This is a genomic window from Pseudoalteromonas sp. SR45-4 (assembly GCF_014163535.1).
Classification (GTDB): Bacteria; Pseudomonadota; Gammaproteobacteria; order Enterobacterales; family Alteromonadaceae; genus Pseudoalteromonas; species Pseudoalteromonas nigrifaciens.
On the sequence record NZ_JACJDO010000002.1, the window covers coordinates 51,946 to 73,306 of the forward strand.

18 protein-coding genes are annotated in these 21,361 nt (G+C 39.8%); 14 read left to right on the forward strand and 4 right to left on the reverse strand.

Annotated features, from left to right (window positions below):
- The first annotated feature begins 9 nt into the window (after positions 1 to 9).
- Together H5058_RS01420 and H5058_RS01425 are read left to right on the forward strand one after the other, a co-directional pair.
- Positions 10 to 1,926: an ABC transporter ATP-binding protein gene (locus tag H5058_RS01420; RefSeq protein WP_011328343.1), complete on the forward strand. Its 1,917-nt coding sequence runs from the start codon at positions 10 to 12 to the stop codon at positions 1,924 to 1,926.
- 11 nt (positions 1,927 to 1,937) lie between these two features.
- A complete protein-coding gene (locus H5058_RS01425; RefSeq protein ID WP_182676626.1) occupies positions 1,938 to 3,677 on the forward strand; it encodes a DUF3466 family protein in 1,740 nt (579 codons plus the stop codon).
- Positions 3,678 to 3,770: 93 nt separating this feature from the next.
- On the opposite strand, the gene H5058_RS01430 is transcribed toward H5058_RS01425, so the two are convergent.
- Positions 3,771 to 4,277: a DUF2062 domain-containing protein gene (locus H5058_RS01430; RefSeq protein WP_011328341.1), complete on the reverse strand. Its 507-nt coding sequence runs from the start codon at positions 4,275 to 4,277 to the stop codon at positions 3,771 to 3,773.
- On the opposite strand from H5058_RS01430, the gene H5058_RS01435 reads away from it, so the two are divergent.
- The 7 genes from H5058_RS01435 to tcdA are packed head-to-tail and all read left to right on the forward strand — an operon-like array spanning position 4,257 to position 11,727.
- The gene (locus H5058_RS01435) at positions 4,257 to 6,524 is read left to right on the forward strand and encodes a DNA internalization-related competence protein ComEC/Rec2 (RefSeq protein WP_182676628.1); all 2,268 of its coding nucleotides are present in this window, start codon (positions 4,257 to 4,259) and stop codon (positions 6,522 to 6,524) included. The two genes, H5058_RS01430 and H5058_RS01435, sit on opposite strands and share 21 nt — an antisense overlap.
- A 60-nt stretch (positions 6,525 to 6,584) precedes the next feature.
- Positions 6,585 to 8,330 (forward strand): lipid A export permease/ATP-binding protein MsbA, encoded by a 1,746-nt coding sequence (gene msbA / locus H5058_RS01440; RefSeq protein WP_182676630.1) that lies wholly within the window; start codon positions 6,585 to 6,587, stop codon positions 8,328 to 8,330.
- Entirely contained in the window at positions 8,327 to 9,307 is a 981-nt protein-coding gene (gene lpxK / locus H5058_RS01445) for a tetraacyldisaccharide 4'-kinase (protein ID WP_011328338.1), read from the forward strand. Before msbA ends, lpxK begins: the two co-directional genes overlap by 4 nt.
- Positions 9,297 to 9,494: a Trm112 family protein gene (locus H5058_RS01450; RefSeq protein WP_011328337.1), complete on the forward strand. Its 198-nt coding sequence runs from the start codon at positions 9,297 to 9,299 to the stop codon at positions 9,492 to 9,494. Before lpxK ends, H5058_RS01450 begins: the two co-directional genes overlap by 11 nt.
- Complete coding sequence (gene kdsB, locus H5058_RS01455; protein WP_011328336.1) at positions 9,482 to 10,243, forward strand: 3-deoxy-manno-octulosonate cytidylyltransferase; 762 nt, start codon at positions 9,482 to 9,484, stop codon at positions 10,241 to 10,243. The genes H5058_RS01450 and kdsB overlap by 13 nt, the downstream gene beginning before the upstream one ends.
- The gene (locus tag H5058_RS01460) at positions 10,240 to 10,920 is read left to right on the forward strand and encodes a TIGR01621 family pseudouridine synthase (RefSeq protein ID WP_011328335.1); all 681 of its coding nucleotides are present in this window, start codon (positions 10,240 to 10,242) and stop codon (positions 10,918 to 10,920) included. The genes kdsB and H5058_RS01460 overlap by 4 nt, the downstream gene beginning before the upstream one ends.
- Positions 10,921 to 11,727, forward strand: coding sequence for a tRNA cyclic N6-threonylcarbamoyladenosine(37) synthase TcdA (tcdA, locus tag H5058_RS01465; protein ID WP_089368348.1), 807 nt, complete (start codon positions 10,921 to 10,923; stop codon positions 11,725 to 11,727).
- A gap of 34 nt (positions 11,728 to 11,761) precedes the next feature.
- Here the strand turns inward: tcdA and H5058_RS01470 are convergent, their stop codons facing one another.
- From H5058_RS01470 to H5058_RS01480, 3 genes are all read right to left on the reverse strand, one after another.
- The gene (locus H5058_RS01470) at positions 11,762 to 12,178 is read right to left on the reverse strand and encodes a SufE family protein (protein WP_182676632.1); all 417 of its coding nucleotides are present in this window, start codon (positions 12,176 to 12,178) and stop codon (positions 11,762 to 11,764) included.
- Positions 12,179 to 12,192: 14 nt separating this feature from the next.
- The gene (locus tag H5058_RS01475; RefSeq protein ID WP_182676635.1) at positions 12,193 to 13,419 is read right to left on the reverse strand and encodes an aminotransferase class V-fold PLP-dependent enzyme; all 1,227 of its coding nucleotides are present in this window, start codon (positions 13,417 to 13,419) and stop codon (positions 12,193 to 12,195) included.
- Positions 13,420 to 13,544: 125 nt separating this feature from the next.
- Positions 13,545 to 14,831: a citrate synthase gene (locus H5058_RS01480; RefSeq protein ID WP_011328331.1), complete on the reverse strand. Its 1,287-nt coding sequence runs from the start codon at positions 14,829 to 14,831 to the stop codon at positions 13,545 to 13,547.
- Between the two features lie 406 nt (positions 14,832 to 15,237).
- Here H5058_RS01480 and sdhC point away from each other — a divergent pair, with 406 nt between their 5' ends.
- The 5 genes from sdhC (at position 15,238) to sucA (ending at position 21,361) form a co-directional block, all read left to right on the forward strand.
- Complete coding sequence (gene sdhC, locus H5058_RS01485; protein WP_011328329.1) at positions 15,238 to 15,615, forward strand: succinate dehydrogenase, cytochrome b556 subunit; 378 nt, start codon at positions 15,238 to 15,240, stop codon at positions 15,613 to 15,615.
- Positions 15,606 to 15,953, forward strand: a complete 348-nt coding sequence (gene sdhD / locus H5058_RS01490) for a succinate dehydrogenase, hydrophobic membrane anchor protein (protein WP_182676637.1) — start codon at positions 15,606 to 15,608, stop codon at positions 15,951 to 15,953. Before sdhC ends, sdhD begins: the two co-directional genes overlap by 10 nt.
- Positions 15,954 to 17,726 (forward strand): succinate dehydrogenase flavoprotein subunit, encoded by a 1,773-nt coding sequence (sdhA, locus tag H5058_RS01495; RefSeq protein WP_011328327.1) that lies wholly within the window; start codon positions 15,954 to 15,956, stop codon positions 17,724 to 17,726. It begins immediately after the preceding gene.
- Positions 17,727 to 17,736: 10 nt separating this feature from the next.
- Entirely contained in the window at positions 17,737 to 18,453 is a 717-nt protein-coding gene (locus H5058_RS01500; RefSeq protein ID WP_011328326.1) for a succinate dehydrogenase iron-sulfur subunit, read from the forward strand.
- Between the two features lie 88 nt (positions 18,454 to 18,541).
- Positions 18,542 to 21,361 (forward strand): 2-oxoglutarate dehydrogenase E1 component, encoded by a 2,820-nt coding sequence (gene sucA, locus H5058_RS01505; RefSeq protein WP_182676639.1) that lies wholly within the window; start codon positions 18,542 to 18,544, stop codon positions 21,359 to 21,361.

Genomic DNA, 21,361 nt, shown 5'->3' on the forward strand with positions numbered 1-21,361 from the left:
AGAAGAATTATGGATTTAATTAGAATTTTAAAAGCACAACTGGCCTTTGGTACTCATGCATTGCTTAATAAAGCAGATGCAGTGATTGAAAGTGGCGAGCGTGTGTGTGTTGTAGGTCGAAATGGTGCTGGTAAGTCAACGTTATTAAAAGTACTCGATGGTGAGGTTTTATTAGATGATGGCGAAATAAACCAGCTTGGCGGTATAAGAATTTCTCGTTTAGAACAAGATCCACCAAAAGGCGCAAGCGGCACTGTATTTGATTATGTTGCTCAAGGTATGCCTGAAATTGCCAACTTACTGATTGATTTTCATCATGTGAGTACAGAGCTACAAACCGTATGTACCGATAAGTTATTAAATAAACTTGAGCGTTTATCAAACCAATTAGAAGCGGTTGATGGCTGGCGTTTTGACAGTCGCATTCAAGTTGTTTTAACCCAATTAGAGTTAACACCTGATGCTAAGCTTGAGTCACTTTCAGGTGGTTGGTTACGTAAAGTTGCACTTGCTCGTGCACTGGTTAGTGAGCCAGACTTATTATTACTCGATGAGCCTACTAACCACTTAGATATGGCAAGTGTTATGTGGCTTGAGCAATTTTTAAAAGAATTTAAAGGCGGCATTGTATTTATATCGCATGACCGTGCCTTTATTCGTGCTGTTGCAACGCGTATTTTAGATTTAGACCGTGGTAAATTAATATCATACCCTGGCGACTATGCTACTTATTTAGAGCAAAAAGCCCACGACTTAAAAGTTGAAGAAAGCCAAAATGCTTTATTTGATAAGCGTTTAGCCGAAGAAGAAACGTGGATACGCCAAGGTGTTAAAGCACGAAGAACCCGTAATGAAGGGCGCGTACGTGAACTTAAGCAACTACGTAACGAGCGTAAACAACGTGTTGACCAAGTAGGTAAAACAGACTTTAATATTGAAACCGCAGATCGTTCGGGTAAATTGGTATTTGAAGCTAAGCATCTTTGTCATGCATTTAAAGATAAAGTGATTGCAGATGATTTTTCAACCTTGGTTATGCGCGGCGATCGTATTGGTTTAGTTGGTCCTAATGGCATTGGTAAAACAACGTTATTAAAATTAATGTTTGGTAGCCTAGCCCCAGATAGCGGTGAAACTAAGCAAGGTGTTAATTTAGAATTTGCTTACTTTGACCAATACCGTGAAAAATTAGATGAAGAAGCAACAGTACAAGACAACGTTGCTGAAGGTAAGCAAGAAGTAATGATGGGTGGTCGCTCGCGCCATGTATTAGGTTACTTACAAGACTTTTTGTTCCCGCCAGCACGTGCCCGTACACCAGTTAAAGCGCTTTCGGGTGGTGAAAAAAACCGCTTGTTATTGGCGAAACTGTTTTTAAAACCGTCAAACATATTGGTACTCGATGAGCCAACTAATGATTTGGATATAGAAACATTAGAGCTTTTGGAAGATATTATTAACCAGTATCAAGGCACAGTATTAATAGTAAGCCATGACCGTGAGTTTATTGATAATACCTGCTCTAGTGTTTGGGCATTTGAAGGTAATGGCAAGATTACTGATATTGTTGGCGGCTACAGTGATTACGAAGCCTATGTTAATTACTTAGCAGAGCAACAAAAAAATCAACCACAGCAAGCAACTAAAAAAGTTGAAAAAGCACCTGCTGCGCCAGTAGTTAAAGCAGAGGCTAAAGGTAATAAACTCTCTTACAAATTAAAACTTGAATTAGAGCAACTGCCTAATAAAATGGAACAACTCGAAGCCGATGTTGAAATTCAACAAGCCATAGTTAGTGATGTTGATTTTTTTAAGCAAGACAGTGATATAACGGCTAAGGCATTGAACCATTTGGCAAAACTTGAGTCAGACCTTGAGGCCGCGTTTTCGCGCTGGGAAGAACTTGAAGAATTAAAAAATCAGTAGTAAGGACTAAAATGAAATATAAATTACTCGCTGCCAGTATTTTAGCAACAATGAGTACTTCAGCATTAAGTGCGACTTATCAATTAACGGAATTGGGTGCACTTGAAGGCGCGAAATATTCTTATGTTACCGATGTAAGTGAAAGTGGTCATATTATAGGTATAGCTAATGGCTTATATAATTTACCTGTAGATATTGAGCATATTGATTTTTCACTGAGTTTAATTCAAAACGCTTACACTAATGAAGTTAATGCATTTGAGCTTAGTGATAAAGAGATTACTTTTACGTTAGAAGACATAGAAAAAAACAATGCTGTAGCAACAAATGCAGATGCGCATAGCTTCATGATTCGTTTTTTAGCTAATGTGTCGGCTAATTATCAGTTTCAAAAGTTAAGCTCACTAACGGCAATAAAATATGATAGCGGCGCTGCTGTTGAGCAAACTTTGTTTGATATAAACACGCCTGATTACCCAGGCGTTACCCGCTCTGTGACTAACTTTTACAACGCTGTTGCAGAAGATGGCACTACAGTTGGGTGGGGCAGTGCTCCATTTGATAAAATAGAGTTTACTATAGAGGACGAAACTGATCCTACATCGTGGTTTACTCGTGACTTTATAGAGCGCGGTATTATTATATCTGAAAGCGGTATGGAAGTTCCTTTGGTACCCCAATTTAGTGAATATGGTGGTACTAGCCAAGCCTCTGATATTGTAAAAACCGCAGATGGTTATATTGTTGTTGGTAATATGTCACTTGGTATACCGCAAACGCGTCAAACCAATATTACTGATAACTGTGATGATAAATATCAGCCATTTTCAACCTGTATTGAAGTTATTAATAATCAAACAACCCGTGGGATATTTAATAAGCAAGCAACTAAATGGACGCTTGATAACGCATTTAATATCACGTCTACCGAGGTACTAGGTTTAGCCTTTACTCCTTATGAAGACGAAGTTGACTTTGCGTTTATTAGTAATGCATTTGCGGTTAATAAGAACGGTATTGCAGCAGGTGTATCGAACACGCGTTATTATGATAAAGATACTACTATTATAACCATGCCGGTGTATTTTAAAGATGGCAAAGCGGTTGAATTTATAAATCAACCAGACGGTTGGCAAGGTGGTAAATCTTTAGCAATTAACGATAATAATATTGTGACAGGTTATGCCACAAGACGTGTTGATGGTGCCTTACGTAATAAGTTTTTCTATCATGATATAGCAACAGGTACTACCGTTTATCCAGATAGCTATTTTACGAGCTCAAGCTCATACGGTAACAGTATAAATAATCAAGGTTATATTGTTGGCGAAGGTGAGGTTGGTATTTCTGATAGTTCACGTCGATCAGCTGCGTTCATTTATAAAATAGGTGATGATAAAATCACTAATTTAAATGACTTATTGCCGTGTTACGACATGGACGGTACAAGTAGTTATGGCTATAGCATGAGTGAAGCTAAAGTGATTAACGAAAACAATGAAATATTTGGTGTGGCCACTAAAACTGTTGAAAAGCGTAACTCATTAGGTGAAGTTGTAACCGATGTTAACGGTAAAACTGAATATGAAAGTGTTGCTGTAGCAGTAAAGCTTTCGCCAATACCTAATGGCACGATAGAGGATTGCGCACCACCTGATGCCGAAGTGTATGAGCGTCGCTCTGCAAGCTTCTCTTGGTATGGATTATTATTATTACCACTGATTGCGTTTAGACGAGTATTTAGATTTTAATAGAATTTAAATCGAAAATTTAAGCCGAGAAACTAAAAAAGCCCAAACTTGTTAAGTTGGGCTTTTTTTGTCTATAGTCATTATAACTATTGGCTACTTGTTACGTATTAACCATGCTTTTCTAACTGAACGCCGCCAAACAATATCTATTCCAAAATAGCCGATAATCGCGGCAACTGATGCCGACACCAAGGAGCCAACTAAAAATGCTGGACCAATAGTCGTTAAGCTTTCGATAAACCAAGGCCAGCTTGCTTCAAAGGAAAAATGTTGTTCTGGCTGGTTTAGTACTAGGGTGCCAATAAGATAAGAGCAGTAAAAAATAGGTGGCATGGTAACGGGGTTAGTTATCCACACTAAGGCCACTGAAATGGGCAGGTTTACCCTAAACACTATAGCGGTTGCTGCAGCTAGGACCATTTGAAAAGGAACAGGGATGAACGCAAAAAATAACCCGACAGCAAATGCACCACGCGCAGAGCGTCTATTTAAATGCCAAAGGTTTGCGTCTTGTAACAAACGGCCAAATATTTTAAGTGATTTGTGATGCCTAATTTTATTTGGATCGGGTAAAAATCGTTGGATCGTTTTTTTAGCCATTTAAAGCAACCATTTACATCAATGTGGATTAGTCTTGGATTTGTGTGCGGAAGTATTGCAACCGTATTTTATTTTCAAACCCTCGAATTTATACTCATCACAATTTCAATCCTAATTGCGAGCGCTTATTTTAAGCCGTTTTCAAATGTTTTGTTAGGCTTTATTTGCGCTATTTTTGCTATCTTAGTGCATTTCACACTTTTTTACTCGTTTGAGCTACCAGCGCAGGGTGAAAAGTATGCATATTCAGTAAAGTTGGTTGTTGAAGACGTTGTATCAGCTAATGCTCCGCAATATATAAAAGCAAAAATTATTAAGCTTGATGAGCAAGATTACGCTTATTTTACTGCCCCCAGTGCTATGTTAAGTGTTGATTCAGCGCAAATATTAGAAGTAGGCGCAACCTTCAGTGCTCACGCACATTTAAAAAACTTTAGAAGCACAAAAAATTTTACTGTTTTTGACAATCAACTTTATGCATTTACACAAAAAATATTTTTTAAAGGCAAAGTACTCAATAAAAATTTAATTATTACAGATACAAAAAGAAACCAACACGTTATAGCTTATCGCCACTATATTAAACACATATTTAAAGAGTCTAAGCTTAACTGGCTTTATTATACGCTGCTGACGGGCGACAAGTCCTTAATGAACTTTGAACAAAAGCTGACCATGCAAACGCTGGGGTTAAGCCATTTACTGGCAATTTCTGGGTTGCATATTTCGTTAGTTTTTGGCTTTGCTTTTTTTGTAACACGCTCACTTGTAAGCCACGCCAGAATTAGAATAAAACAAACAATTAACCTTGCAACTTGTTATAGCTTAATGGGCTTTATAGCGGCTTTTGTTTATGTATATTTAAGCGATTTTATTGTCTCTGCGACCCGGGCTTTAATAATGTTAGGGTGCTACTTATTATTGTATTACCTAGCTAAACAATCGCTACGTTGGCGCAGTATTTTATACGCCTTGGTTTTAGTTTTAATGATTAACCCTTTTAATGTATTAAATCCTGGTTTGTATTTTTCATTTTTAGCTGTGGTTATCATCTTTATTGTTATTACAAAAGTACCCTTTAAGGGAGCCTCTGTTATCGCTAAAGTAGGCATGTTATGTGCTATACAAGGGGCACTATTTATAGGCTTATTGCCTTTGTCGTTATACTTTTTTAATGGTGTGAGTTTGGCAGGGTTAGTCTTGAACTTAATCGCTATTCCGTTGCTCGCCTTTATCATTATGCCATTATTATTAGTGGTTGCGATATTGAGCAGTGTTATTGATATGAGCCTGATAGTGTCGTTATTTGACCCCGTATTGTATTTTTTGTATCAACAATTAATGGCAATACCGCCAGGCTGGCGTTGGTTTAATGTAGGAACAATTACTTTAGATATAGTAATGTTTAGTTATGTAACCATGCTACTACTGTATTTAGTGAAATTTAAATGGCTTGCTTGTATCCCGTTAAGTGTATTGCTGGTTGATAGTTACTTTACTTCCAAAAGTGATTGGCAAGTAAACATATTTGATGTTGGCCATGGTTTGATGGTGTTGTTAGAAAAAGATAACAATGCATTAATTTATGATTTTGGCCCTAGTTATTTTAACCGCTTTAGCCGTACACGTAGTATTTTACTGCCGTATATAAAAGCTAATAACCTGAATGTTGCGACCGCTATTTTAAGCCATCAAGATAACGACCATGCAGGAGGAGTTAAACATTTTATTGAGGCAGGCTTTGAATCGACTCTCAGTACTTTTCATCCAAATGGTATACCGAGTTTATGTAAAACCATGACTATGGATTTTTATGGGCTTAAAATACAAACGTTTAGTTCAATTACTTTTAACAATAACAACGATGACTCCTGCGTAGTTAAAATTAGTAGCGCGCAACACAGTGTACTTTTTACTGGTGATATTTCTAAGCAACGAGAGCACGCACTAATTGCCGCAGGATATAATTTAGCAAGCAATGTATTAATAAGCCCGCATCATGGTAGTGGCACTTCATCAAGTAGTGAGTTTATTGCGGCTGTTAACCCTAAAGTTGTGGTGCATTCGAGTGCTTACAAAGGGCAATGGCATTTTCCTAATGATGAAGTGGTTGCGCGGTTTAACAAAATTGGCGCTGCGCAATATATTACTGGGCAGCAAGGACAAATTAGAATTAAATTTTATAGTACTAATCTGCATGTTGAAACGGCCAGAGAGCGTGAAAGTTATTGGTTTATTAAAGATTGACGTTTTGTTTTAGCCTCCCTGAGGATACAATAGGGGCTGTAACTGTATAAAGAGAGTGTTATGGATCAAAGTACTACACAAATTTATAAACGTCTTATTTCTTACGTTGGTGCGTACAGAACAGTCGCCATCGTCGCTATTATTGGCATGATAGGGTATTCAGGTATGGATGCTTTATTTATTCAGCTTATGAAGCCGTTTATTGACGAAGGTCTTAATGAGCGCAATGCTGATGTACTAAAATATGCACCATTTGTAGTTATTGCCTTGGTAATAGGGCGTGGTGTATTTAACTTTATGTCGTCTTATTGTTTGAGTTATGTAGGCTCACAAGTTGTACGCTCGCTGCGCCAAGAGTTGTTTGAACATATTCTACATTTACCGGTATCGTTTCATGATAAAAATTCCACCGGCGATCTTATTTCCAAAATAACCTTTGATACCGAACAAGTACAACAAGCTATTACCAAGGCATTATTAATTGTAGTGCGTGAAGGCGCTTTTGTGGTGTTTTTACTCGCAGTTATGTTTTATACCAGTTGGCAATTATCGCTGATATTTTTAGTTATTATTCCTTTAGTTGCTGTCATAGTCACTGTGGTGTCAAAGCGCTTTAGACACATTTCTAAAAGTATTCAATCAGCTATGGGGCAAGTTACTCGTAGCTCAGAGCAAATGCTAAGCGGTCATAAAGTGATCCATGGTTTTGGTGGCCAAAATCAAGAAATAGATCAGTTTTCAAAAGTAAATAATCATAATCGTCAGCAACGAATTAAAATGGACGCAACTAAAGCCTTGAGTGTATCAATCATTCAAGTATTGGCTGCCAGCGCTATGGCGGTTATTTTATGGGTTGTGTCAATGCCTTCGATGATTGACACCATAAGCTCAGGCGACTTTGTAGTATTAATTTCATCAATGATGATGTTACTTCGCCCGCTTAAACAGCTAGCTAATGTAAACAGTGATATGCAGCGAGGAGTTTCAGCCGCGCAAAGTGTGTTTTTAATACTCGACGAGGAAGTAGAAAAAGACACAGGTACTGTAAGCGTAGATAAAGTAAAAGGCTTGATTGAAGTTAAAAATGTCACCTTTAAATACCCAACTAAAGATGAGCCGGTATTAAACAATTTATCGTTAACGATTAAAGCGGGTGAAAGCATTGCTTTAGTTGGGCGTTCGGGCTCAGGTAAATCTACTATTTCTAACCTATTGCCACGTTATTATGATTTAGAAGCGCCGAGTGAAATTTTACTCGATGGCATTGCACTGCATGATTATAAGCTAACCGATTTACGTCGTCAGTTTGCGCTAGTGTCGCAACAAGTGGTGTTATTTAACGACTCCATTACCAATAATATTTGTTACGGTTTACAGCGTGAAATATCGCAGCAAGAACTGGAAAAAGTAGCCAAGCAAGCGCATGTATGGGAGTTTGTAAAAGACTTACCAGAGCAGCTAAATACTATGGTTGGCGAAAATGGGGTAATGCTCTCTGGTGGTCAACGCCAACGTATTGCTATTGCTCGTGCAATATTAAAAGATGCGCCTATTTTAATCCTTGATGAAGCAACATCTGCGCTCGATACCGAATCAGAAAAACTAATTCAGCAAGCACTCGAGGCATTAATGAAAGACAAAACCTCGATTGTAATTGCGCATCGCTTATCAACGATTGAAAATAGCGACCGAATTTATGTTATAGATAATGGCAGTGTTATTGAAAGTGGCGATCATTTAAGTTTACTGGCAAATAATGGCACTTATTCAGCATTATGCAAAATGCAATTTGGTGAGCAAGGGTGAGCAAAATTGAACAAAGCTGGTATCAGCCTGTCAGTTTAATTACTATATTATTACTGCCTTTAGCTGCACTGTTTTGGCTAATATCAACATTACGTAAATGGCTTTATACATGCGGTATACTAACGCAATTTAGTAGCAAAACACCTGTAATTGTAGTGGGTAATATTAGTGTTGGCGGCAATGGTAAAACGCCATTTGTACTGTGGCTACACGCTCATTTAACTCAGCAAGGTTTATCTGTAGGTATTATTAGCCGAGGCTACGGCGGGCATGCTAAGCAATATCCATTGCTTGTTGATCATAACAGTACTACGCTTGAGGCGGGCGATGAACCGATACTTTTATATCATCGTTTGCAGTGCCCCATAGCGGTTGGCCCAAACAGACAACAAAATATAGAATTACTTGAACAAACCTCTGCTATTGATGTAATTATATCTGACGATGGCATGCAACATTATAAAATGGCACGTAGTATTGAATGCTGTATTGTTGATAGTGCACGTCAATTTGGCAACGGTTTGTTAATGCCAGCAGGCCCGCTTCGCGAAACTAAAAAGCGTTTAAAGAGCGTTGATTTAGTGATAGAAAATGGCGGCAACAACCCACAACGTTATAATTTGCAGCCTGCAGCTTTAAAATCTGTGCTCAATAATAGTACGCTAACAGAGCCTATATTAACAGCCCACGCTGTGAGTGCTATTGGTAATCCGCTGCGTTTTGAGCAGTCATTACAAGCACAAGGCATTACCTTAGTATCAACCCATCATTATCGAGACCATTATGCATACACTGCTGATGATTTTACTCAGTTTGGTGATGAAAATGTGTTAATGACCGAAAAAGATGCTGTAAAGTGTAGTGCTTTTGCAAAACAAAATTGGTATTACTTACCAGTGGATGCTCAACCTACCGATAGCGTTATAAACAAATTAAATTCATTATTAAAAGATAAAGGGATCCTCAATGGCCTTTGATACAAAATTACTCGAAATTATCGCCTGCCCAGTATGTAAGGGTAAATTACGTTTTGATAAAGAAAACAGCGAACTAATAAGTACAGCCGCTAAGTTGGCGTATCCGGTTATCGATGACATTCCAGTATTGCTTGAAAATGAAGCGCGTGAATTGTCACTTGATGAGGTACAAAAGTGGAATTCGTAGTTGTTATTCCTGCGCGTTACGCTTCTAGCCGTTTACCAGGCAAACCACTAGCCGATATTTGTGGTAAGCCAATGATCCAGCATGTTTACGAAAAAGCCTGTTTATCGGGTGCGAGTAAAGTTGTTATTGCGACCGATCATCAAAAAGTATTTGATGCTGTGAGTACCTTTACAAGTGATGTATTAATGACGCGTGAAGATCATCAGTCAGGCACGGAACGTTTAGCAGAGGTTGTTGATTTACTTAAGCTTGATAACAACACTATTGTAGTTAATGTGCAAGGTGATGAGCCATTATTGGCACCAGAAAATGTATCTCAAGTTGCCACGTTATTAAATGAATCAACTGCACCTATGGCCACTTTAAGTGTAGCGATAGAAGAGCAAGAAGACGTTTTTAATCCTAATGCAGTTAAAGTCGTTAGCGATATTAATAAAAATGCATTGTATTTTTCGCGTGCCAGTATTCCGTTTGATCGTAGCGCCATGATGGGCGAGCAGAGCACGCTGGATTTAACGCCGTTTCAACGCCATGTGGGTATTTATGCCTACCGAGCTGGTTTTATTAAGCAATATATTGAGCTAAGTGTGTCGCCGCTAGAGCAGCTAGAATCACTAGAACAATTACGTGTGCTTTACCATGGCTACAATATTAAAATAGAGCAAGCGCATATTACTCCACAAGCGGGTGTCGATACGCCAGAAGATTTAGCTAAAGTAATTAGCTATTTGCAAAGTAAACACGCGTGAGCATTACGAATAAAGCCTATTTAAAAGTTGTGCATAGTCATAGCGACTTTTATATTTTAGCAAAACCTGCAGGGCTGAATTTTCATTCAGAAGACGCCGCAGGTTTTGTGGTATTAGCAGAGCAGCAATTAAATGAAAAACTCTTTGCAGTACACCGCCTCGATAAAGTGACCTCAGGCTTGCTTATTTTAGCGCGCAATAAACTCGCCGCCGCTAAATTTACGCAAATGTTTACTGAGCACACAATTAATAAGTTTTACTTGGCTATTAGCGACGCCAAGCCTAAAAAAAAGCAGGGTTGGATAAAAGGCGATATGGCAAAATCACGCCGTGGTACTTTTAAGTTACTTACAACAACAGCTAATCCTGCTATTAGTCGTTTTTATTCTGTAAGTTATAAACCCGGTTTTAGGGGATATATTTTAAAACCTTACTCAGGTAAAACGCACCAATTAAGAGTAGCGCTAAAAAGTATAGGCGCACCGATATTAGGTGATACCTCTTATGCAGGTGCGCATAGCGCACGTACTTACTTGCATGCATTTGCGCTTGATTTCTTATGGAATGAGCAGCAAATACAATTTACTCTTTTACCCGATAATGGGGATGAGTTTACACAATTAATTAAACATCAAGATTTTCAAGCATGGAAAACACCATGGCAACTGGATTGGTAAATGACTGAAAAAGTAACAGACATACGTTTTGGCGGGATCAAACGTTTATACGGACAACAACAGTTTGACTGGTTACAGCAGGCACATTTTTGTGTTGTTGGCATTGGTGGTGTTGGTAGTTGGGCCGCAGAAGCATTGGCGCGCACTGGGGTTGGCAAATTAACCCTAATAGATTTAGATGATATTTGTGCCACTAATGTAAATAGACAAATACACGCACTTACCGGCACCATTGGCCAAGCTAAAGTGGAGGCGATGAAAGCGCGTTGTGAGTTAATTAACCCACAATGTGAAGTGCAGGTGATTGATGACTTTATTACTTTAGATAACATTCATGAGCATATTCAGGGCTTTGATTATGTTATTGATTGTATTGACGCAGTGAAAGAAAAAGCGGCATTAATTGCGCATTGTAAACGCAATAAACTAGCTGTAATTACTACCGGCGGCGCAGGTGGGCAAACTGATCCGGGGCAAATTACGTTTGGCGATGTGGCTAAAACTACCCAAGATCCACTCTTAGCTAAAGTGCGTTATATTTTACGCAAGCAATATAATTTTAGTAATAACCCTAAGCGTAAGTTTAATATTGATTGTGTATATTCAACAGAGCAGCTGGTATACCCAGGCAGTGATGGCAGTGTTTGCCATGCTAAGCAAAATGCCGATGGTAGTATGAATATGGATTGTAATAATGGCTTTGGCTCAGTGACTATGATCACTGGCAGCTTTGGCTTTTTTGTAGCTGCAAAAGCCGTTCGTAAATATTTAGATAAAAAACAGCGTTTACTTAGCTCCCAAGCATAACGCTGCTTATAACTTAACCTGATCTTGGGTTGATTTAACTTATTTTTTGTTTAGCCATGGTTTGAATCGTCTCTACCATGGCTTTAATACCATTCCCTCTAGATGGACTTAAGTGGCTAATTAACCCTAGTTTTTCAAACTCTTGATAGGCGTTTATCTCCAGTACTTGCTCTGGGGTAAGGCCATTGTATAGCGCTAATATTAAGGCAAGTAAGCCCTTTACAATACGGGTATCAGAATCACCTATCACCACGAGTGTATTTTCGGTTAAATCAAACTCCACAAATAGCCACACTTTACTTTCGCAGCCAGGAACTAATGCGCTGTCTATTTTCAAAACGTCAGCAAGTACTGGTAATGTTTTACCAAGTAACATTATTTCTCGGTATTTTTGCTGCCATGCAGGTGCATTTTTTATCCCTTGGGCTGCTTTATTATAAGTATTTGTCATATTCTTATCCAACATTAGTCTAATAGAGCAATGCATTTTTGTAGTGCATCAATAAAATTATCTACATCTGTATGGTTATTATAGAAAGCTAAGCTTGCTCTAAGGGTGCCATTGACCCCTAAATGCGCCATTAAAGGCTGAGTGCAATGATGGCCACTGCGCAGTGCAACCCCATATCCGTCAAGTAAAGTTGCCAAATCGTATGGATGCTCATCTTTATAGTTAAAACATAAAGTGCCAATATTATGCTTAAGGTCACTAAATAGGGTGATGCCATCAATTTGCTGTAGTTTATTGGTTGCATAATTAAATAGCGTTTGTTCATATTCAACTAAAGCAGGGTGATTTAATGCATTTATGTACTCAAGTGCCGCACCAAAGCCTAATACGCCGGCAATATTTGGCGTGCCCGATTCAAACTTTGCCGGAGCATCGCGATAAGTGCTGTGCGTTAAGGTTACGGTTTGGATCATTTCTCCCCCAGTTTGGTATGGGGTGAGGGCATTTAATTGCTCGTAGCGGCCATATAAGCCGCCTAAACCGGTTGGCCCCAGCATTTTATGGGCAGAAAAAACGTAAAAATCACAATTAAGTGTGCTTAAATTAGCTTTTAAATGCATTGCTCCTTGTGCGCCATCAACCAGTACTAATGCGCCTACCGCTTTCGCACTGGCAATTAACGGCGCTAAATTAGTGATATTACCAAGCGCATTAGAGGCTTGGCTAATGGCCAATAACTTAGGTTTATGCTGCTTTATAAATTCACAGCATGCAGGTATATCAAAGGTGGCATCGTCGTTAAGCGGTAAAATAGCAAGCTTAGCACCAGTTTGCTGAGACAAAACCTGCCAAGGTACAATATTAGCATGATGCTCAATAGGCGTAATAATGATGGTATCGCTGGCTTTTATTTGATTTTTTAAGCCATTAGCAACTAAGTTTATAGCTTCAGTTGCCCCTTTAGTCCATACAATTTCATTACTATTAACACCAAAAAATTCTGCAGCTTTATCGCGTACTTGCTCATAACGATAAGTAGCCTGCTCACTGAGGGTATGGCGTCCACGATGTACGTTCGCGTTTTGCGCTGCATAAAACTGTGCCGTGGTATCAATAACGCATTGTGGCTTTTGTGTGGTTGCCCCAGAGTCTAAATAAGTTAAAGTTTGGCTATTAATCGTTTGATTTAGGATAGGGAAATCATTACGTATTTTAGTGATATCAAACGTGGAAACAGACATAAGCTCATTTAATTAGTCAATTTAGGGCGAGAATTGTAATCTGTTTAAGATAATTCTCAAGTGCTGAGTAACAAAAAAGGCCGCAATAGCGACCTTTTAAAATACTTAAGCAATATTACAGCGAATTAACGCTTGTCAGTTGCTTTGTAGTCACGTTGTGTGTAACCCGTGTAAAGCTGACGTGGGCGGCTGATCTTATGACCAGGTTGAGATAGCATCTCATCCCAGTGAGTGATCCAACCAACAGTACGTGCCATTGCAAAAATTACAGTGAACATGCTTGTTGGAATACCGATCGCTTTTAAGATAATACCTGAGTAAAAATCTACGTTAGGGTAGAGTTTCTTCTCAACAAAGTACGGGTCTTCAAGCGCAATTTGCTCAAGCTTCATTGCAATATCAAGCAATGGATCTTGAATATTTAGCTCAGCAAGTACTTCGTGACACGTTTGACGCATTACCGTTGCACGTGGATCAAAGTTTTTGTAAACACGGTGACCAAAGCCCATAAGACGGAACGGGTCTGACTTATCTTTTGCTTTAGCTACGTATTCGTCAATGCGATCAACAGAACCAATTTCTTCTAACATGTTTAAACATGCTTCGTTAGCGCCGCCGTGTGCAGGGCCCCAAAGAGATGCGATACCAGCAGCAATACAAGCATATGGGTTAGCACCAGATGAACCTGCAAGACGTACAGTAGACGTTGATGCGTTTTGTTCATGATCAGCATGAAGCATGAATATTTTATCCATAGCTTTAGCCGTTACAGGGTTAACTTTATACTCTTCAGCAGGTACAGAGAACATCATATGTAAGAAGTTTTCGGCGTAGCTTAAATCGTTACGTGGGTATACAAATGGTTGGCCAATGTTTGTTTTATAAGCCATAGCTGCAATAGTAGGTAACTTAGCTACTAATTTAATTGCACTTGTTTTGCGTTGGCTTGCGTCTGTAATATCAAGATCTTCATGATAAAAAGATGATAAAGCACCAACCACGCCACATAGCATTGCCATAGGATGTGCATCAAAACGGAAACCTTGGAAGAAAGTTGCAATTTTTTCATCTAGCATAGTACTGCGAGTGATTTGTTGTGCAAATTCTTCATACTGCTCTTTTGAAGGTAACTCACCGTTTAATAGTAAGTAACATAGCTCTACATAGTTAGAGTCTTCAGCAAGCTGCTCAATTGGGTAACCACGATGAAGTAGAACACCTTTGCCGCCATCAATATAAGTAATTGTAGATTCACAAGAGCCAGTCGACATAAAACCTGGATCGTAAGTAAAGTGACCATGTGAACCTAATGTACGTACGTCAATTACATCCTGGCCAGCAGTACCTTGATAAATTGGAAGTTCGATTGGATCTAGACCATCAATATGGACTGTGGCTTTCTTATCCGCCATCTATGTATCTCCTATTAAGATAACTATTCTGATTTTATACTCTAAAATCTGTTTTAAGCACATCTTCTCATTTTAACGTGAAAGAGGGGTATAAAGTCAATTTTTATAAGCATTATGCGTATACGTATAATAAATATTCGGTATGGTTTGAATATTATACCATTGGCTAATTTGCAAATGGCTCTAACTAAACAAGAATTGTAAAAAGGCCTGCGGCTATATATACTGTCGAAGGTTTTTAACCGTATTGTATTTAGGTAAACATATTTTTACATTATAATTTTTGCATTATAGTGAACTTTATTTGTAAAGAGACGTTTATTTTGATAGTTCCATCAGAAATATTTGGTGGGTTTTAGAAAAACAAGTAGATGAGCCCCACTGTGGGCAAGATGGGCAAGTAACTGTGAAAAAGCAAAGACCTGTAAATCTAGATCTAACAACTATATCTATGCCGGCAACGGCTAAAGCGTCAATTTTCCACCGCGTCACCGGTGTTGCATTATTTTTTGCTTTAACGTTTGTCATTTGGGCTTGGTCAGAGTCTCTTTCTTCTGCTGAAGGTTTTGAATTCGTCAAGGGTCTGTTTAACGGATTCATTGCCAAATTTATTGCTTGGGGCACCGTGTCTGTATTGGGTTATCACCTTATTGGTGGTATTCGCCATATGATTATGGATATGGGACATTGGGAAGAACTTGAATCAGGTAACCTCAGCGCTAAAATTGCAATGGCTCTTGGCGTTGTGTTTGCCGTATTGGCAGGGGTGTGGATATGGTTTTAAATCAAGCAACTCTTAAACGTGATGGTGTACAAGATTTCGTATCTTTACGTACCACGGCATTAATAATAAGCGCGTATGCGATTTTTATTATCGGCTATTTTTTAGCAACGCCAGAAGTCACTTTCGAAGCCTGGACAGGCCTCTTCTCTAACCTAGCAATAAAAGGGTTTACTTTAATTGCCCTGGTTTGCATTATGGTTCATACCCGCATTGGCCTTTGGCAAGTTCTAACAGACTATGTTAAGTGCGCTAAGCTTCGTGCTGTTTTAGGCTTTGTACTAAACCTAATGGCCTTTGCTTACGTAGCTATTGGTCTAATCGTATTATGGGGTGTATAAGTGAAATATTCTGTTCGTGAATTTGACGCCGTAGTAATCGGTGCCGGTGGTGCAGGTATGCGCGCTGCTTTAGCTATTACTGAGTCTGGCAAAACGTGTGCTTTAATCTCTAAAGTATTTCCAACTCGCTCACACACTGTATCAGCACAGGGTGGTATTACAGTAGCGCTTGGTAACTCGCACGAAGATAACTGGGAATGGCACATGTACGATACCGTTAAGGGCTCCGATTTTATCGGTGACCAAGACGCTATTGAATATATGTGTCAAACAGGCCCAGAAGCTATTACTGAATTAGAAAACATGGGTCTCCCATTTTCTCGCTTTGAAAATGGCCGTGTTTACCAACGTCCTTTCGGTGGTCAATCGAAAAACTTTGGTGGTGAACAAGCTGCACGTACTGCGGCAGCTGCCGATCGTACTGGTCACGCACTATTACACCTTCTTTATCAACAAAATGTTAAAAACAAAACAAATGTATTCTCAGAATGGTATGCACTTGATTTAGTTAAAAACGATAATGGTGATGTAGTAGGTTGTACTGCAATTGAAATTGAAACAGGTGAAATCACTTATTTCAAATCTAAAGCAGTAGTATTAGCAACAGGTGGTGCGGGTCGTATTTTTGCATCAACTACTAATGCGCACATCAACACCGGCGACGGCGTTGGTATGGCAACACGTGCTGGTATTTCTATGCAAGATATGGAAATGTGGCAGTTCCACCCAACGGGTATTGCTGGCGCGGGTACGCTAGTAACTGAAGGTTGTCGTGGCGAAGGTGGTTATCTTTTAAATAAAGATGGCGAGCGCTTCATGGAACGTTATGCACCAAACGCAAAAGACTTAGCGTCTCGCGATGTGGTTGCACGTTCAATGATGACTGAGATCCGTGAAGGTCGTGGTTGTGATGGTCCTTGGGGTCCTCACCTTAAGCTAAAACTAGATCACTTAGGTGCAGAAACACTAAATCTGCGTCTTCCTGGTGTATGTGACCTTGCTAAAACATTTGCTCACGTTGACCCTGCAAAAGAACCAATTCCAGTAATTCCTACATGTCATTACATGATGGGTGGCGTGCCAACCAACGTAAATGGTCAAGCGCTACAAATCGACGCAAACGGCAAAGAAACAATCGTTGAAGGTTTGTTTGCGGTAGGTGAGATTGCCTGTGTATCAGTACACGGTGCTAACCGCTTAGGTGGTAACTCATTACTTGATTTAGTGGTATTTGGTCGTGCGGCCGGTAACTTCTTAGGTAAATACCTAAATGATGTTGAAATTTCTAAAGCGGCATCAGAGTCTGATTTAGAAACATCACTTGCACGTTACAATCGTTGGGAAAATTCAACGGCTGGCCAAGGTGAAGATCCAGTTCAAATCAAAAAAGACTTACAGCAATGTATGCAACTTAACTTCTCGGTATTTCGTGAAGGTGACTCAATGGCTGCTGGTCTGCAAGAACTTAAAGAAATTCGTGAACGTCTGCAACATGCACGTCTTGATGATAAATCATCAGACTTCAACACGCAGCGTATTGAATGTCTTGAACTAGATAACTTAATGGAAACAGCTTACTCAACTGCAGTAGCTGCAAACTTCCGCACCGAAAGCCGTGGTGCACATTCTCGCTTTGACTTCCCAGATCGTGATGACGAAAACTGGTTATGTCACTCAGTATTTAATCCGTTAACGGATGAAATGAGCAAGCGTGACGTAAACTACGCGCCTAAGTCGCGTGAAGCTTTCCCACCTAAAGCACGTGTGTACTAGGAGATAGACGATGGCACAAGTACAATTTTCAGTTTATCGTTATAATCCCGATGTTGACAACGCACCTCGTATGCAAGAATACACCTTGCAAACAGAGGAAGGTCACGACATGATGGTTTTGGATGCACTTATTCTTTTAAAAGAACAAGATCCAACATTATCTTTCCGTCGTTCATGCCGTGAAGGTGTGTGTGGATCTGATGGTGTTAACATGAATGGTAAAAATGGTTTGGCATGTATCACTCCTTTATCTACGCTGCAAAAAGGTGGCAAAGGTAAAATAGTAGTGCGTCCATTACCAGGCTTACCTGTGGTTCGTGACCTTGTTATTGACATGAGTCAGTTCTACACTCAATACGAAAAAGTTAAACCGTATCTAATTAATGACACGCCAGCAGCTGGCGAGCGTCTTCAAACAATCGAAGAACGTGATAAGTTAGATGGGCTTTATGAGTGTATTTTATGTGCATGTTGTTCAACATCGTGTCCTTCGTTCTGGTGGAATCCAGACAAGTTCATTGGTCCAGCAGGCCTTCTTCATGCTTACCGTTTCTTGGCTGATAGCCGAGATACAGCAACAGAAGAGCGTTTAGCTGACTTAGACGATGCTTTCAGTGTGTTCCGTTGCCACAGTATAATGAACTGTGTTAGCGTTTGTCCTAAAGGTCTTAATCCGACCAAAGCAATTGGACAAATAAAATCTATGTTATTAAACCGAGCGGTTTAATTACTTAGTAAATGTAGGATGGCTAATACTAATTAGTCATCCTGTTATCATAACTATTAATTTCTGCGCTAAAGAAAAGGGCTTATAAATGCACGAAGGTGTGATGAAGGCATGGCTAGAATCTTCACATTTAAACGGCGGTAACGTTGCTTATATTGAAGAGCTTTATGAAGCGTATTTAGACGATGCGACTTCGGTGCCAGAAGAATGGCGAGAAGTGTTTGAACAATTACCTAAAGTTGATGGTGTGGATGTTGAAGTAAAACATTCAGAAGTTCGAGCACAGTTTGCGGCGCTTGCTAAAAACAAGCATAGAGAAGTAGTGGTAGCAGAGGGCAGTGGCGGTGACCTTAAACAGGTTAAAGTATTGCAACTTATTAATGCTTTCCGTTTTCGTGGACACCAAAATGCTAACTTAGATCCGTTAGGTATTTTGCAGCGAGAGCGCGTACGAGATTTAGAGCTAGATTACCACGACCTATCCAATGCTGACTTTGACCGCGAATTTAATGTAGGATCGTTTGCTGTAGGGCGCGATACTATGCCTCTAGGTGAGTTATACCAAGCACTAAAAACCACGTATTGTGGTTCTATTGGCGCCGAGTATATGCACATCACATCAACAGAAGAAAAACGTTGGTTACAACAGCGTTTAGAGTCTGTTCAGTCTAGGCCAAAATTCAATAAAGACGAAAAGCTACGTATCCTTAAAGGATTAACCGCAGCCGATGGTCTTGAAAAATATTTAGGGGCTAAGTTCCCAGGTGCTAAGCGCTTCTCACTTGAAGGTGGCGATGCGTTAGTACCTATGCTTAAAGAGCTGATTCACCGCGCTGGTGAAAGTGGCCAAAAAGAAGCTGTTATTGGTATGGCTCACCGCGGCCGTTTAAACGTACTTGTGAACGTACTTGGTAAAAATCCATCAGAGTTATTTGATGAGTTTGCCGGTAAACACAAAGACACGTTAAGCTCGGGTGATGTTAAATACCACATGGGTTACTCATCTGACTTTGCTACTAAAGGTGGCAATGTGCACATGGCACTTGCGTTTAACCCATCGCATCTTGAAATTGTAAATCCAGTGGTTATGGGCTCAGTACGTGCTCGTTTAGACCGCTTAGGTGACAGCTCAGGTATTAAAGCACTGCCAATTACTATTCATGGCGACTCAGCAATTGCTGGTCAAGGTGTTGTACAAGAAACATTTAACATGTCACAAACAAACGCCTTTAGCTGTGGCGGTAGTATTCGTATAGTAGTAAATAACCAAGTTGGTTTTACAACGTCTAAACAAGACGATGTACGTTCTACTCCATACTGTACTGACATTGCTAAAATGGTGCAGTCGCCAATATTTCATGTTAATTCTGACGATCCAGAAGCAGTGGCATTTGTTACTCAACTGGCACTTGATTTCAGAAACCAATTTAAGCGTGACGTTGTAATTGACCTTGTTTGTTACCGTCGCCATGGCCATAACGAAGCTGATGAGCCTAATGCTACTCAGCCTGTTATGTATCAAAAAATTAAAAAGCATCCAGTTCCACGTTTAATTTACGCTGATCAATTAATTGCCGAAGGCTCATTCACTGAAGATGAGGTTAAAGCACTTGTTGATGATTACCGTAATGGTTTAGACGAAGGTAATTGTGTGGTTGATGAAATACAGCCAGAAACATCACATTCATCAGATTGGGCAAAGTATGTTGGCCATGAATGGAGTGTTGATTACGATGCAAGTGTCTCGGTTGAAAAACTAAAAGAGCTTGGCAACATAGTGTCTAGCTACCCAGAGAGTCATAAAGCGCAATCGCGCGTGAAGAAAATTTACGACGATCGTAAGCTAATGGCATCTGGCGAAAAGCCGCTTGATTGGGGCATGGCAGAAACACTCGCTTATGCAACTATTGCAGCAGAAGGCACAGATATTCGTTTTACTGGACAAGATTCTGGTCGTGGTACTTTCTTCCATCGCCATGCGGTAGTACATAGTCAAGCCGATGGTGCGACTTACACTCCACTTGAGCATGTTGGTAAAGATCAAGGTACTTTCCAAGTATTCGATTCAGTTCTTTCTGAAGAAGCGGTTGTTGCTTTTGAATATGGTTACGCAACGGCAGAGCCAACGTCATTAATTATTTGGGAAGCACAGTTTGGTGACTTTGCAAACGGCGCACAAGTTGTATTTGATCAGTTTTTAAGCTCGGGTGAGCAAAAGTGGGGGCGTTTATGCGGCCTTACTATTTTATTACCACATGGTTACGAAGGCCAAGGTCCAGAGCACAGCTCTGCACGCTTAGAGCGCTTTTTACAACTTTGTGCTGATCACAATATGCAAGTATGTGTACCTTCAACGCCAGCGCAAGTATATGCAATGCTTCGTCGTCAATCAGTTAGACCATTGCGTCGTCCACTGATTGTTATGACGCCTAAGTCATTACTACGCCATCCGTTAGCAGTGTCTTCGCTAGAAGAACTCTCTGCAGGTGTTTTTCATAATGTGATTGACGAAATTGATGATATTAACCCTGAGAAAGTAGAGCGCGTTATTTTTTGTAGTGGTAAAGTTTACTATGAACTATTACAAGAGCGCCGCAAGCTTGAACAAGATAATATTGCAATCGTACGTGTAGAGCAGCTTTACCCGTTCCCACACGACGAAATGAAAACTATTATAGAGCGTTACCAGCACGTAACTGATTTTGTATGGTGTCAAGAAGAGCCGCAAAACCAAGGTGCATGGTATTGCTCGCAACATCACTTCAAAGATGCTATTCCACAAAACGCTAAACTAACGTATGCGGGTCGTAAGGCTTCAGCATCACCAGCATGTGGTTATATGTCAGTACATACTAAAGAACAACAAGCGCTCGTTGCCGACGCGCTTACTATCGAAAATAAAGGATAA